At 56.6% G+C, this 14820-nt stretch carries 14 protein-coding genes; 13 read left to right on the top strand and 1 reads right to left on the bottom strand.

What is annotated here, in order from left to right; translation table 11 throughout:
• The first annotated feature begins 264 nt into the window (after positions 1-264).
• From GSQ62_RS01025 to argH, 9 genes are all read left to right on the top strand, one after another.
• Positions 265-945 (top strand): GNAT family N-acetyltransferase, encoded by a 681-nt coding sequence (locus GSQ62_RS01025; protein WP_161887779.1) that lies wholly within the window; start codon positions 265-267, stop codon positions 943-945.
• 27 nt (positions 946-972) lie between these two features.
• On the top strand, positions 973-2178 hold the full coding sequence (gene argG, locus GSQ62_RS01020; RefSeq protein ID WP_161887778.1) for an argininosuccinate synthase: 1206 nt from the start codon (positions 973-975) through the stop codon (positions 2176-2178).
• Positions 2163-3170: an N-acetyl-gamma-glutamyl-phosphate reductase gene (gene argC / locus GSQ62_RS01015; RefSeq protein WP_161887777.1), complete on the top strand. Its 1008-nt coding sequence runs from the start codon at positions 2163-2165 to the stop codon at positions 3168-3170. Before argG ends, argC begins: the two co-directional genes overlap by 16 nt.
• 85 nt (positions 3171-3255) lie before the next feature.
• Positions 3256-4410 carry an aspartate aminotransferase family protein gene (locus GSQ62_RS01010; RefSeq protein ID WP_161887776.1) on the top strand — a complete coding sequence of 385 codons (1155 nt, stop codon included), beginning with the start codon at positions 3256-3258 and terminating at the stop codon, positions 4408-4410.
• Positions 4410-5360, top strand: coding sequence for a Rossmann-fold NAD(P)-binding domain-containing protein (locus tag GSQ62_RS01005; RefSeq protein WP_161887775.1), 951 nt, complete (start codon positions 4410-4412; stop codon positions 5358-5360). The genes GSQ62_RS01010 and GSQ62_RS01005 overlap by 1 nt, the downstream gene beginning before the upstream one ends.
• A 19-nt stretch (positions 5361-5379) precedes the next feature.
• A complete protein-coding gene (gene argB / locus GSQ62_RS01000) occupies positions 5380-6174 on the top strand; it encodes an acetylglutamate kinase (RefSeq protein WP_161887774.1) in 795 nt (264 codons plus the stop codon).
• 117 nt (positions 6175-6291) lie between these two features.
• A complete protein-coding gene (gene proC, locus GSQ62_RS00995) occupies positions 6292-7113 on the top strand; it encodes a pyrroline-5-carboxylate reductase (protein WP_161887773.1) in 822 nt (273 codons plus the stop codon).
• A gap of 29 nt (positions 7114-7142) precedes the next feature.
• Positions 7143-8183, top strand: a complete 1041-nt coding sequence (locus tag GSQ62_RS00990; RefSeq protein WP_237586885.1) for a M20 family metallo-hydrolase — start codon at positions 7143-7145, stop codon at positions 8181-8183.
• 129 nt (positions 8184-8312) lie between these two features.
• Positions 8313-9644 (top strand): argininosuccinate lyase, encoded by a 1332-nt coding sequence (argH, locus tag GSQ62_RS00985; protein WP_161887771.1) that lies wholly within the window; start codon positions 8313-8315, stop codon positions 9642-9644.
• On the opposite strand, the gene GSQ62_RS00980 is transcribed toward argH, so the two are convergent.
• Entirely contained in the window at positions 9641-10327 is a 687-nt protein-coding gene (locus tag GSQ62_RS00980) for an MCP four helix bundle domain-containing protein (RefSeq protein WP_161887770.1), read from the bottom strand. The two genes, argH and GSQ62_RS00980, sit on opposite strands and share 4 nt — an antisense overlap.
• A 188-nt stretch (positions 10328-10515) precedes the next feature.
• Between GSQ62_RS00980 and GSQ62_RS00975 the strand changes: the two genes are divergently transcribed.
• Genes GSQ62_RS00975 through GSQ62_RS00960 form a run of 4 tightly spaced genes read left to right on the top strand, consistent with a single transcriptional unit; the run spans position 10516 to position 14676 of the window.
• Positions 10516-11241: a C39 family peptidase gene (locus GSQ62_RS00975; protein ID WP_161887769.1), complete on the top strand. Its 726-nt coding sequence runs from the start codon at positions 10516-10518 to the stop codon at positions 11239-11241.
• A gap of 3 nt (positions 11242-11244) precedes the next feature.
• Complete coding sequence (locus tag GSQ62_RS00970) at positions 11245-12714, top strand: RimK family protein (RefSeq protein WP_161887768.1); 1470 nt, start codon at positions 11245-11247, stop codon at positions 12712-12714.
• Positions 12707-13966, top strand: coding sequence for a carboxylate-amine ligase (locus GSQ62_RS00965; RefSeq protein WP_161887767.1), 1260 nt, complete (start codon positions 12707-12709; stop codon positions 13964-13966). The genes GSQ62_RS00970 and GSQ62_RS00965 overlap by 8 nt, the downstream gene beginning before the upstream one ends.
• Positions 13960-14676, top strand: coding sequence for an N-formylglutamate amidohydrolase (locus GSQ62_RS00960; protein WP_161887766.1), 717 nt, complete (start codon positions 13960-13962; stop codon positions 14674-14676). Before GSQ62_RS00965 ends, GSQ62_RS00960 begins: the two co-directional genes overlap by 7 nt.
• Positions 14677-14820: the final 144 nt, after the last annotated feature.

Here is a 14820-nt window from a genome sequence, read left to right as displayed (position 1 = left end):
ATGATAAAACACTCTTCTATCCAGAAGCGTGCGACTTTTTCTACCCTTCCCGGAGGGGTAGTTTTTGGGGCCATCTCACCCGTGGTCCGCTCCAGGCCCTAGGCCGGCATTTTTCCCGGCCGCCTATGTGGTGGTCACACTCCCCATAATCTTCCTGTAAAAGCCGAAACACCTAAGCACAAAGCTACTTTGTGCATGTGGGCTGCATCCTTTTAAGTTTTTCATTTTACACTGTGCGGGAGCACAGAGGAATATATATTTAAAATGAATCAATCCGAATTCATTGTTACCGTTGCCGGAGAGCAACACATCATCTACGCACAGCAGATCTGCACTGAGATGGAGGAATCGGCGAAGGCCAGAGGCACTGGCATTGCCAAGCGCTCCCCTGACTACATCGCCCAGAAGATGCTGGAAGGCAAAGCGGTGATTGCCCTGCACCGGGATGGGCGCTGGGCGGGTTTTTGCTACATCGAGACCTGGGGACACGGCAAGTACGTGGCCAACTCCGGCCTTATCGTTGCGCCTGACCTGCGGAAGAGCGGCCTGGCCCGGCAGATCAAAAGTAAGATATTCGAGCTGTCGCGCACCAAGTACCCCGATGCGAAGATTTTTGGGCTGACGACGGCCCTGGCCGTCATGCGCATCAACTCCAGCCTGGGCTATAAGCCGGTTACCTACTCCGAACTGACGGATGACGAGGAATTCTGGAAAGGCTGCCGCAGCTGCGTCAACTTTGAGATTCTGCAGAGCAAAAACAGAACGAACTGCCTCTGCACCGCCATGCTGTACGATCCGGCCAAGGACGAAAACTATCTGCCGCTGCCAGTGGTGGAGAAGCAGGCGCAGCCCAAGGCGAGCAGCGTGCAGGAGCGCTGGACACGCCACCGCCAGCGCCAGAACCAAAATTCAGAAGACAAAAACACTAACATGTCGGCGGCCTAAGCAGCCAGTGACCAGAAAATAGAAACAATGAAAAAAGTAGTTTTAGCCTTTAGCGGCGGATTAGACACCTCGTACTGCGCCATATACCTTTCCCGCGAACTGGGCCTGGAAGTTTATACCGCCATAGTAGACACCGGCGGCTTTTCGGAGGAGGAGCTTCAGGATGTGGAGCGCCGGGCGTATGCCATGGGGGCAAAAGAGCACACGCACCTGAACGAAACTGAGAACTTCTACAACAGCTGCATCCGCTACCTGATATATGGCAACGTGCTGAAAAACAACGTATACCCGCTATCCGTGAGTGCGGAGCGCGTGACGCAGGCACTCGCCATCGCCAACTACGCTAAAACCATCGGGGCTGATTACGTAGCCCACGGCAGCACCGGCGCCGGGAACGACCAGGTGCGCTTCGATATGATTTTCCAGGCCATCATCCCGGAGGTAGAGATCATTACGCCCATCCGTGACAAAAAACTCTCACGCGAGGAGGAGATCGAATACCTGAAGGAAAATGGGGTGGAGATGGACTTCAAAAAGGCGCAGTACTCCATCAACAAAGGGATATGGGGCACCTCGGTGGGCGGAAAGGAAACACTCACCTCGCACCTGCCTTTGCCTGAAGAGGCCTACCCGACACAACTGAGCAAGCAACAGCCGGAGCGCGTCACCCTGCACTTCGAGAAGGGCGAGTTGGTGGGCGTGAATGACCAGACATTCGGGCACCCGGTGCAGGCCATCCAGCACCTGCAGGAACTGGCCGCGCCTTTTGCCATCGGCCGCGATATCCACGTCGGCGATACCATCATAGGCATCAAAGGCAGGGTAGGTTTTGAGGCTGCGGCCCCGATGGTCATCATCAAAGCCCACCATACCTTAGAGAAGCATGTGCTCACGAAATGGCAATTGTACTGGAAAGATCAGCTGTCGGTGTGGTACGGCAACTGGCTGCACGAAGGGCAGTTGCTCGACCCGACCATGCGCGACATAGAAGCCTTCCTGCAAAGCACGCAGCAGCACGTGACCGGTAAAGTATATGTGCTGCTGGCACCGTACCGTTTCCAGATAGAGGGCATTGAGAGCGCGCATGACCTGATGAGCAACAAGTTCGGTACCTACGGCGAAATGAACCGCGCCTGGACCTCGGACGATGTAAAGGGATTTGCCAAGATTTTCGGCAACCAGACCAAGATGTACCACAGCATAAACAGCGACACGGAATGGGCAGCGAAGTAAAGATAAAGGCAGGCATTGTGGGCGGAGCGGGCTACACAGGCGGTGAGATGCTGCGCCTGCTCCTGCACCACCCCAACGTCGACATCGCTTTCGTACAGAGCAACAGCCAGGCCGGGAAGCCGGTATATGAAGTACACCGGGATTTGCAGGGAGACACAGAAATGGACTTCTCGGGCGAGTTGCAGCCAGAGGTGGATGTGCTTTTCCTTTGCGTGGGCCACGGCGACGCCAAACATTTTTTGGAGGCCAACGCCATCCCAGAGCAGGTAAAAGTAATTGACCTGAGCCAGGACTTCCGCTGGAACGAAGGCACTAAGGAGAATGCTGTGACGGCAGCTGGCCGCACTTTTATATATGGCTTGCCCGAACTGCAGCGCGAGGCGATACGGGAGGCGCAGAATGTTGCCAACCCTGGCTGCTTCGCCACAGCCATCCAGTTGGCGCTGCTCCCGCTCGCCGCGGAAGGTATGCTAACAGAAGAAGTACACGTAAGCGGTATCACCGGCAGCACCGGCGCTGGCCAGAGCCTGAGCCCCACCTCGCACTACAGCTGGCGCAGCAGCAACATCTCGAACTACAAGGTGCTGAACCACCAGCATCTGCGCGAACTGGGCCGCACTTTGCAGAGCCTGCAGGAGACAGAGGTGCCCGCCATTCATTTCGTTCCTTACCGCGGGCCTTTTACGCGTGGCATCCTGTGTACGTCCTATACCCGCTGCAGCCTCAGCCAGAGCGAAGCGGTCGAGCTCTATAAAACCTATTACGCGCCGCACCCTTTTGTAACCGTGAGCGCCACCACACCCGACCTGAAGCAGGTCGTGAACACGAACAAGTGCCTTTTATATATAGAGAAGCAAGGTGACCAGCTTGTGATTACCAGTATGATCGATAACCTGGTGAAAGGCGCTTCCGGGCAGGCGGTGCAGAACATGAACCTGCTGTTCGGACTGGACGAAAGAGCCGGCTTGAATTTGAAAGCCTCTGCCTTCTAAAGGGCAATCAACAATTTAATAATCAAAGCCATGTACGTCAAGTACTTCCTTTACTGTTTAACTTCTTACCTCTAAAACACGAGAAATGAATCTTTTCGACGTTTATCCGCTTTTTGATATAGCCCCTGTCAAGGCAAAAGGAGCCTACCTTTGGGACGAGAACGGCCGGCGCTACCTCGACCTGTATGGCGGCCACGCCGTCATATCCATTGGCCACAGCCACCCGCACTACCTCAAGCGCATCGCCCGCCAGCTTTATGACATCGGCTTTTACTCCAACTCGGTGCAGATGCCGCTGCAGCAGGAACTCGCCGAAAAGCTGGGAAGGCTGAGCGGCTATCCTGATTACGAGCTGTTCCTGTGCAATTCTGGTGCCGAGGCAAACGAGAACGCCCTGAAGCTGGCCTCCTTCCATACCGGTCGCAAAAAGGTAATTGCGTTCAAAGGCGCTTTCCACGGACGCACCTCCGCAGCCGTAGCCGTTACCGACAACCCTGCCATACAGGCGCCCATCAACGAGACGGACAACGTCGTTTTTCTTCCGCTGAATGATATAAACGCCTTTAAAGAATCGCTGCAAACGCACGGACCGGAGCTGGCTGCCGTTATCATAGAAGGCATGCAGGGCGTGGGTGGCGTGCATGTGCCGGAGAAAGCCTTCCTGCAGGAGATTGCCGCCGGATGCGAGCAAGCAGGCGCGCTCCTGATTCTGGATGAAGTACAGACAGGCTATGGTCGCACCGGCAAATTTTTCGCGCACCAGCACGCTGGCATCCAGCCCGACCTGATTACGATAGCCAAGGGCATGGGCAATGGCTTCCCTATTGGCGGGGTGCTCATTAACCCTAAAATAGAGGCGAAGCATGGCCTGCTGGGCACCACCTTTGGCGGAAATTACCTCGCCTGCGTAGCGGCGCTTGCCGTGCTGGAAGTGATGGAAGAAGAGAAACTGATGGAGAATGCGCAGCACATGGGCAACCGGCTGATACAGGAGTTGCGCCAGTTGCCGGGCGTGCGCGAGGTGCGTGGCGAGGGATTGATGATAGGAGTGGAGTTGGAAGAGCCCTGTGCCCCCATCCGGAAGCAACTGCTGGCGGAGCATGGTATTTTCACCGGTTCCTCCTCTGATAAAAACACACTGCGCCTGTTGCCGCCCCTGTGCATCGGCGCCCGCGAGGTAGACACCTTTCTGTCTGCTTTCGAGTCAATCTTACACACCATCACCATACAAACGAACTAATGAAAAAATTTACAGCTGTGCAGGACGTAGCCAACCTCGATGACTTTGTGAACGAGGCGCTGCACCTGAAACAGAATCCGTACGCCTATAAACACCTCGGGGAAAACAAAGTCCTCGGCTTGCTTTTCCTCAACCCGAGCCTGCGCACCCGCATGAGCACGCAGATTGCGGGCGCTAACCTGGGCATGAACGTGATGGTGATGAACCTCGACAAGGAAGGCTGGGCGCTGGAGACGCAGGAAGGAGCCGTGATGAACGGCAGCACCGTGGAGCATATAAAAGAGGCCGCTGCCGTGATGGGCCGGTACTGCGACATCATCGGCATCCGCTCTTTCCCAAAACTGCAGAACCGCGAGGAGGACTACAGCGAAGACTTGTTGAATAAATTCATCTCCTACTGCAAGGTGCCGGTGGTGAGCCTGGAGTCGGCCACGCGCCACCCGCTGCAGAGCTTCGCCGACCTGATTACGATTACCGAGAATAAAGCGGCCAGCAAGCGGCCAAAAGTGGTGCTGACCTGGGCGCCGCACGTGAAAGCGATTCCGCAGTGCGTGGCCAACTCGTTTGCCGAGTGGATGGGGGAGGCCGATGTGGACCTGGTGATTACGCACCCGGAGGGATATGAGCTGGCGGACGAGTTTACACAAAACGCGCAGGTGACCACCAACCAGCAGGAGGCGCTGCAGGACGCCGATTTTATATATGTCAAGAACTGGTCTAGCTACACCGATTACGGCAAGGTGCTGACAGATGGCGAGGGCTGGATGCTGACAAACGAGAAACTGCAGGCCACCAACAACGGCAAAGTGATGCACTGCCTGCCGGTGCGCCGCAACGTGGAGCTCAGCGACGAGGTGCTGGACGGTCCGAGCTCGCTGGTGCTGGAGCAGGCTAATAACCGCACCTACGCCGCACAGGCTGTGCTGAAGCGGCTGCTGGAAAGTTTGTAATGACGACACCACGGCAACTATGGAAGAATTGAATATCATTAAAATCGGCGGCAACATCCTCGATAACCCTGTGCAGCTGCACCGCTTCCTCAGTGATTTCGCCTCGCTGGATGGGGCGAAGATGCTGGTACACGGCGGCGGGAAAACCGCTTCATCCATCGGGCAGCGGCTGGGCATCATGCCTAAAATGGTGGAAGGCCGACGCATAACGGATGCAGAGACCCTGGAACTGGTGACGATGGTATATGGCGGGCTGATAAACAAGCAGGTGGTGGCGCAACTGCAGGCCCTGGGCTGCAACGCCATTGGCTTGACGGGCGCCGATGCCAATGCCATATATGCCGAGAAGCGGCCGGTGCGGGAGGTGGACTATGGTTTTGCCGGCGATGTGTCCGGTTCCAAAAACATCAACGCGGCTGCTTTAAAGGGTTTGCTTTCTCTGGACCTGACGCCTGTTTTCGCCCCCCTGACACACGACGGCAACGGCAGCCTGCTGAATACGAACGCTGACACCATTGCCTCGGTACTGGCCACCGCCCTGGCTCCGCATTACGAGGTGAAACTCATCTACTGCTTCGAGAAAAAAGGCGTGCTGCAGGATGCCGCAGATAACGACTCCGTCATTCCTGAAATAGACAAAGCGTTATACAATGAGCTGAAGGAAACGGGCGTGGTGTCGCTGGGAATGATTCCGAAGCTCGACAATGCGTTTGCGGCTCTGGACAAAGGTGTGCGGGCGGTACAGATTGGCGATGCGTCTGCCGTGGGGCGTATGGCAGCAGGAGGGAAGGCCGGAACGCTGATTACCTTGTAGCGGGTTGTCAGCTTATATATGATTCCGCTTAAATCCGGATTCCTATATAAATTTGACTTTCATTCTCCGGATTAGTTTCACCATCATATTTAACACGCAACACTGTAACCTACCTATATGAGTACAGAGAAGAAGAAAGTTGCCATTCTGGGCGGAGGCAATATGGGGGTGGCGCTGGCCCGGGGCATGGTCGCCTCCGGCAAATACCAGCCAGCCGACATCACGCTCACGCGCCGCACCCTCCGCTCCCTCGACAGCATCGCAGTGGGGGGCTTCCAGGTGACTACCGACAACGCCAAGGCCGTTGCCGGTGCCGACATTGTGGTCCTGAGCGTGCTGCCACAGCAGTTGGACGGTGTGCTGGACACCATCGCTCCCAGCATCGACCCACAGCGGCACCTGTTTGTGTCTATCGTGACGGGCGTGAACGTAGCCGATATCGTGTACCGTGTAGGGCGCGAGGTGCAGGTCATCCGGGCCATGCCGAATACCGCCATCGCTATCCGGGAGTCAATGACCTGCATTGCGGGAAGCAAAGCCACCCCTGAGAACCAGGCGCTGGTGCGGGAGATATTCGGTGCGGTGGGAGAGACTGTGGAGATAGAGGAAGAACTGATGACCTCGGCCACCGCGCTCTGCGCCTGCGGCATTGCATTTTTCCTGCGCTCCATCCGGGCGGCCACACAGGGCGGCACCGAGATTGGTTTTCATGCGGCGGATGCGCTGCGCATGGCGGCCCAAACGGCCAAGGGCGCAGCCTCGCTGCTCCTGCACTTCCAGAGCCACCCTGAGAACGAGATCGACAAAGTGACTTCCCCAAAAGGCTGCACCATTGCCGGTCTGAACGAGATGGAGCACCATGGTTTCAGCTCCGCCATGATCAAAGGCATCAAAACGTCCTCTCTCAAAGCGGAGCAGCTGTATCATAAGGAGAAATAAAAAGCCATATGTCTGACCGGAAGCTATACATGGAAGCTGTCGAATTGCTGAAAGCGCTGATAGAGACGCCCTCGTTCAGCAGAGAAGAAGACAAAACGGCTGGTCTGATAGCACAGTTCCTGGAAGCGCGGGGAGTGGCGGTACACCGCGAACTGAACAACGTGTGGGCCTTCAACAGGCATTATGATGCAGAAAAACCCACGCTGCTGCTCAACTCGCACCACGACACCGTGAGGCCAAACCCCGGCTGGACCCGCGATCCGTTTGCGGCCACCGAGGAAGGCGGCAAGCTATATGGCCTGGGCAGCAACGACGCCGGGGGCTGCCTGGTCTCCCTGATAGCCACGTTCCTGCATTTTCAGGAGCGGGAGGAGATGGCCTATAATCTGGTGCTGGCGGCGACAGCGGAGGAAGAAATATCGGGCCGCAATGGCATTGAGCATATCCTGCCGCAACTGGGGTCGATTGAAGCCGCCATCGTAGGGGAGCCCACTGAGATGCACCTGGCCGTGGCGGAGAAAGGTTTGCTGGTGCTGGACTGTGTCGCAAAAGGCAAGGCAGGTCACGCCGCGCGGGAAGAAGGGGTGAACGCCATATATGAAGCGCTGCCGGATATCCAGTGGTTCCAGAACTACCGCTTTCCGGAGGAGTCGGAGCACCTGGGGCCGGTGAAGATGAGCGTGACGGTGGTGCAGGCGGGCACGCAGCACAACGTGGTGCCCGACAACTGCCAGTTCACCGTAGACGTACGCCTCACCGACAAATACAGCATGGAAGAAGTGCTCGGGATAATCCGGCAGCACGTGAAAGCGGAGGTAAAACCGCGTTCCATGCGCCTGCGCCCCTCGTCTATTCCGAAAGAGCACCCGCTGGTGCAGGCAGGGTTGCGGCTCGGGCGCCTAACGTACGGTTCCCCCACCACCTCCGACCAGGCGCTGCTACCCATGCCGTCGCTGAAAATGGGCCCAGGCTTTTCGGGCCGCTCCCATATGGCCGATGAATATATATACCTGCACGAAATCGAGGAAGGCATCAACCTATATATAAAAATGCTGGAGCAGGTGGTTTAATGGTTAAATTTTTGTTTTTGTCTCAGCCATATATAAAACCACCAGTAGCCGAAGCTCATTATCACATTATCACATCACCTCATCAACACATTCCCAAATCTTCACATATCCAAATCTTCAAATCCATATATGAAACTCTGGCAGAAAACATCCGGCACGGCCGCTGAAATAGAAACGTTTACGGTGGGCAAAGACGCGGAACTGGATATGCAGCTGGCTCCATTTGATGTGCTGGGTTCGCTGGCGCACACGCGCATGCTGCAGAGCATCGGCCTGCTGACTGCCGGAGAACTGGAGGTGCTGCAGGCGCACCTGAAGGAAATTTATAAAGGCATTGAAGCTGGAGAGTTTAAGATTGAGCCCGGGGTGGAGGACATCCACTCGCAGGTGGAACTGGAACTGACGCGGCGGGTGGGCGACGCGGGCAAGAAAATACACAGCGGCCGCTCCCGAAACGATCAGGTGCTGCTCGACTTGAAGCTGTATCTCCGCCATCAGTTGCAGGCCACGGTGGAAGGCGTGGAAGCCCTGTTCGATGTGCTGCAGCAGCAAAGCGAACGCTACAAAAATGTGCTGCTGCCGGGCTACACGCACCTGCAAGTGGCCATGCCTTCGTCGTTCGGCCTGTGGTTCGGTGCCTATGCAGAAAGCCTGATGGACGACATGCACCTGCTGCACGCCGCCTATAAGATAGCAGACAAAAACCCATTGGGCTCCGCGGCTGGCTACGGCTCATCGTTCCCGCTCAACCGCCAGATGACGACGGATCTGCTGGGTTTCGAGACGCTGAATTACAACGTAGTGTATGCGCAGATGGGACGTGGCAAATCGGAGCGGGTGGCGGCGACAGCCCTGTCTTCGGTGGCGGCCACGGTAGCAAAGATGGCGATGGACCTGTGCCTGTATATGAATCAGAACTTCGGTTTCATCACACTACCCGACAGCCTCACTACGGGCTCCAGCATCATGCCGCACAAAAAAAACCCGGATGTGTTTGAGCTGCTGCGCGGCAAGTGCAACAAACTGCAAGCCCTGCCCAACGAGATTTCGATGTTGCTCATCAACCTGCCCTCCGGCTACCACCGCGAGCTGCAACTGCTGAAAGAGAACCTGTTCCCGGCCTTTGAGGAACTGCAAAGCTGCCTGGAGATGATGGCTTATATGCTGTCGCAGGTGCAGGTGCGGGAAAACATCCTCGATGACGAGAAATACCAGTACCTGTTCAGTGTGGACGCCGTGAACGCGCTGGTGCTGCAGGGCATGCCGTTCCGGGATGCCTACAAAGCCGTGGGGGCACAGATAGAAAATGGCACTTTCTCACCGGCAGCCGCTGTAGCGCATACGCACGAAGGCAGCATCGGCAACCTGTGCAACGACAAAATAGCCGAGCTGATGCAGCAGGCGCTGGCGCAGTTCAATTTCGAACGGGTGAAGGCGGCCTATAACGCGCTGTTGGCCTAGTTCAGGTGGAACTTCTGCGGCTTTATCTTGATCTGCTGGCGCTTGTTCTGCAGCAGCACCCCCACCAGCAAGGCCAGAATTACGGCGCAGGCCACCACTACGGAAGAGAGCATTCGCAACGAGTTCAGCTGCCGCTCGGCCGAAGCATAGAGCTCATGGCCCACGTCCTGCTGCAGGCTGCTCAGCGCGTGCATCGGCATCAACAGCCGGTCGAAGGCGGGCACCACCTCCGCTTTATATATCCGTTCAGCGGCGGCCTTATCGCCTGCCCGGCTCAGCTCCAGGGCTTGTGCCTGCACGGCCGTCAGGTGTGCCACCGCCTGCTTGTATTGCCGCAAATCCTGTGACTCCTGCTTCGTGAGGTAAGTTGCCTCGTATTTGGCGGAGAGGGAGTCGATCTCTGCTGTGTGTTGTTGCAGCTGCTCCCCGATGCGCCGCTGTTGCGCCGGGTCCTTTGCCAGCAGGTGTTCCTCCAGCAGCATCCTGTTCTGGTAATAGCGCTCCTGCATGGCGGCCAGGTCCAGGGCGGGCACCAGCCTGTCGTGGTACACTGAGGCGAATTGGCTGCTCACCTGCGTCATGCTGTGGCTCACCCACCAGTTTGCCAGCACAATAATCACGAATACGATGCACAGCGCCAGCGCAATCTTTTGCCGTTCCTTGTTCTTTATGATCCGGTTCATATCAATGCCCCTGCTTTTTCTTATTGAATTTAACCAATTTAATTCATAATCACCAATTTGTGAGGCAGGTATATGGCCCGGCTCCCGATGTAGCAGATTAATCTTGAAATAACAAAATAACTAATGCCCCAGGCCGCGTATAAGGGGCACATACTAGCACCATGTATATATAACCTGCGCTTTCAGCCGTGATACCAATCAAGATCCACACGCAGCCAGACGACTCGACCTGCGGGCCCACCAGCCTGCATGCCGTTTACCGCTACTTCAAGGACACCATTTCGCTGAGCGAGGTGATAAAGGAAGTGCCTTACCTGGATGAGGGCGGGACGCTGGAGGTGCTGCTGGCATGCCATGCACTGCGCCGCGGCTACCGCGCCCGCATCTACACCTACAACCTGCATATCTTCGACCCAACTTGGTTTAACCTCGAAAACGAGGAAATCATCATGAAGCTGGAGGATCAGATGCAGGTTAAGAAAGGCAGCAAGCTGCACAGGGCCTCCCGCGCCTACATCGATTTTCTGCAGCTGGGCGGCGAGCTCCGCTGCCGCGATTTGACAAAGACCATGCTGCGGGAGTATTTCGACAAGGATATCCCGCTGCTGACGGGGCTTAGCGCCACATACCTTTACCAGAGCGCCCGCGAGATGGTGGACGATATGGACAAATCCATATATGACGACGTGAGTGGCTTCCCGATGGGGCACTTTGTGGTGCTTTGCGGTTTTGCCGAAGACCAGCGGAGTGTGGTTGTCGCGGACCCTTACCGGGAGAATCCCTACTTCCACGACAATTACTACAAGGTGAAGGCCTCGCACCTGATCAATTCCATTATGCTGGGCATGGCCACGTTCGATGCCAACCTGCTGGCCATACAACCTGCCATTCAAGAAGAACCTGAGCAAGACTGAAACATGCGAAAAATTGTGGTTGTGGATCACCCAAGGGACTGGGATGAGGCGACGGAAGATACAGAAGTGGTGGACACGCAGACATACCTGACAGACGCCGCCTACACCGACATAAAGAATGCCCGGGTGTTCAACCTCAGCCGGTCGTACCGCTACCAGAGCGCCGGCTACTATGTTTCGCTGCTGGCGGAGGCACGGGGCCACAAGGCTATCCCGAGCGTCACGACGATGCAGGATCTGAAGAGCCCCACCATTGTGCGGGCTATCACGGTCGAGATAAACGACCTGATCCAGAAAAGCCTTGCCGGGCTGCGCTCCAATACCTTTACCCTCAGCATCTACTTCGGACACAACGTGGCCGTGAAGTACGAGAAGCTGTGCAAGCAACTGCACGACCTGTTCCAGGCCCCCCTGCTGCGGGCGCAGTTCGTGCTGAAGGAGGAATGGGTGCTGCAGAGCATCTCGCCGATACCGGTGAACGAAGTGCCCGAAAGCCACAGGCCCGACCTCAAGCGCTTCGCCAGGGTATATTTCGCCCGGCACCGTTTTTCGGGGGCCCGTGTCTCCCGCAAGGTATATGACCTGGCCATACTGGTGGACCCGCACGAGAAGGCACCGCCCTCCAACGAGAAGGCCATCCAGAACTTTGTGGACGCCGCCGAGTGCCAGGGCTTCTACACCGAGCTCGTCACGAAAGACGACTATAGAAGGCTGGCGGAGTTTGATGCCCTGTTTATCCGCGAGACGACTGCCGTGAACCACCATACTTACCGCTTCTCCCGCAGGGCGCACGCCGACGGCCTCGTGGTGATTGATGATCCGGTTTCGATCCTGCGGTGTACCAATAAAGTGTATCTTGCCGAGCTGCTGACCAAGGCGAAGGTGCCGGTGCCGAAGACCATGATCATCCACAAAGACAACCGTGAGCGCGTAGAGGCGGAACTGGGGCTGCCCTGTGTCCTGAAAAAGCCCGACAGCTCGTTCTCGCAGGGAGTGGTGAAAGCCAAAGACAGGGAAAGCCTGCAACGGGAACTGGACCAGCTATTGGCGGACTCCGAGCTCATCATCGGGCAGGAGTATATCCCCACTGATTTCGACTGGCGCATCGGCGTGCTGGACAAGCAGCCCCTGTACGCCTGCAAATACTATATGGCGAAAGGCCACTGGCAGATATATAACTGGAACGGGAAGAAGCAGGACGAGGAGGGCGACGGCGAGGTGGTGCCCTTTGAGCAGGTACCCTTCCATGTGCTGCACACGGCCCTGAAGGCCGCCAACCTCATCGGCGACGGCCTGTACGGGGTGGATTTGAAAGAGATCAAGGGCAAAGCTTATGTGATAGAGGTGAACGACAACCCCAGTATCGATGCCGGGGTGGAGGACAGGATTCTGAAAAAGGAACTCTACGCCACCATCATCAAGTCTATCAAGCGGCGCATCAACGCAAACAAAAACATCCGGAGCGATGAGTAACCAGCCACAGTCGCCGCTGCACTTGTTTGAGGGCTTTGGCGTAGAGCTTGAGTATATGATTGTGCAGCGCGGCGACCTGCGTGTGCTGCCCATTACAGACAGGCTTATATATGATGAGGTGGGGGCATACCTGTCGGACGTGGAGTTCGGAGACATCGCCTGGAGCAACGAACTGGTGCTGCACGTGGTGGAGCTGAAGACAAACGGACCCGCCAGCAGCCTTGTGGGGCTGTCGGAAAAATTCCAACAGCACGTGCAGAAGATAAACAGGATGCTGGCGAAGTACGATGCCATGCTGCTGCCCACCGGCGCGCACCCGCTGATGAACCCGTACACCGACACAAAGCTCTGGCCGCACGAATACAATGTGGTATATGAAGCCTACAACCGTATTTTCGACTGCCGCGGACACGGCTGGGCCAACCTGCAGAGCACGCACCTGAACCTGCCTTTCGCGGGTGATGAGGAGTTTGGAAAACTGCATGCGGCCATCCGCATCCTGCTGCCCCTCATCCCGGCCATTAGCGCCTCTTCCCCCATCCTGGATGGCAAAGTGACCGGACTCCAGGACACACGGCTGGAGGTGTACCGCCACAACCAGGACAAGATTCCGGCGATAGCAGGCAAGGTGATACCGGAGGCTGTTTTTACGAAGAAAGCGTACGAGGAACAGATTTTCCGGCGCATATATAAAGCCGTGGCCCCTTATGATCCGGAGGGAGTATTGCAGGACGAGTTCCTAAACTCCCGTGGCGCCATTGCCCGCTTCAGCCGCAACGCCATTGAGATTCGCCTGATAGATATACAGGAGAACCCGGCGGCGGATATGGCGGTGCTGCGGGCGGTGACGGGCGTGCTGCAGGCGCTGGTGGCGGAGCGTTGGGCAACAATAGCGCACCTTCAGAATTTCGGGGAGGATATGCTTGCTTCCGTATTGCTGGAGGTAATCCGGAAAGGGCAGGAAGCCGTTATCCTGAATCAGGATTACCTGAGTTGCTTTGGGCTGAGCGGAGCAGAAGGTGCTACGGCCGGAGAGCTATGGCAACACCTGGTGCGCGAAGCGCTGGAATTGGAAGATGAACCGGAAACAGCCTATATCCTGAACACCATCACCTCCCGCGGCAACCTGGCGGTGCGCATCCTGGAGGCCACCGGCGAGGACCCAACAGATGAAAAAATACGGGAAGTGTACCGGCAACTGGCAGTTTGCCTGCACCAGGGCGGCACCTTCCTTCACGATGAACCATGCTGATACTCGTACTGACCTGCGAACACGGCGGAAACACCGTGCCCGCCGTCTATACCCATTTATTTGAAACGCACCAGCAGCTGCTCGCCTCACACGAGGGTTATGACATCGGGGCGAAGGAGCTTTTTCTGGAGCTGGAAGACCTGGCGCAGAAGTCTTTCTGTGCCGACACCACGCGGCTGCTGGTGGAACTGAACCGTTCCCTGCACCACAAGCAGCTTTTCTCGGCCTTCACCCGGCAACTGCCCGAGGAGGAGAAGCAGCAGATCCTGCGGGAGCACTACAGGCCATACCGCGAGCGCGTGGAAAGCCTTGTGCATGACTTTATCATGGCAGGGCGGCAGGTGCTGCACCTCGCCGTGCATACCTTCACGCCCGTGCTGCACGGCGAGGAACGCCAGTGCGACATCGGCCTGCTTTACGACCCCGGGCGCAGTAGTGAGCAGAATTTTTGCCGCCACTGGAAGCGGCAGTTGCAGCAACTCGACCCCAGTGTGCTCGTGCGGTACAACTACCCTTACCTGGGCATATCAGACGGCTTCCCGACGTACCTGCGCCGCAAATTCAATGAGCGGCAATATATGGGCATCGAACTGGAGGTGAACCAGAAATTCGCCACCGGCGATCAGCAGCAGTGGCGGCGCCTGCGGCACCTGATCAGGCAAAGTTTGCAACATACGCTGCAGCCCTACCGCAACACCGACGTGGAATAGTAGGGATGAAACGAGTAAAAACTGCAGCCAGGAGAACAAAAACAGTTTATATATAGTATTGTACAGTAAAGAAAGCGGCCTTTTGCAGCGTAGGAGAGACATGTGCGGCAGGCACAAAAGGTGTTTTAACTTTAAAGCATAATC

This window comes from Pontibacter russatus, assembly GCF_009931655.1.
Lineage (GTDB): Bacteria > Bacteroidota > Bacteroidia > Cytophagales > Hymenobacteraceae > Pontibacter > Pontibacter russatus.
This window is presented reverse-complemented; position numbering and strand designations above follow the sequence as displayed.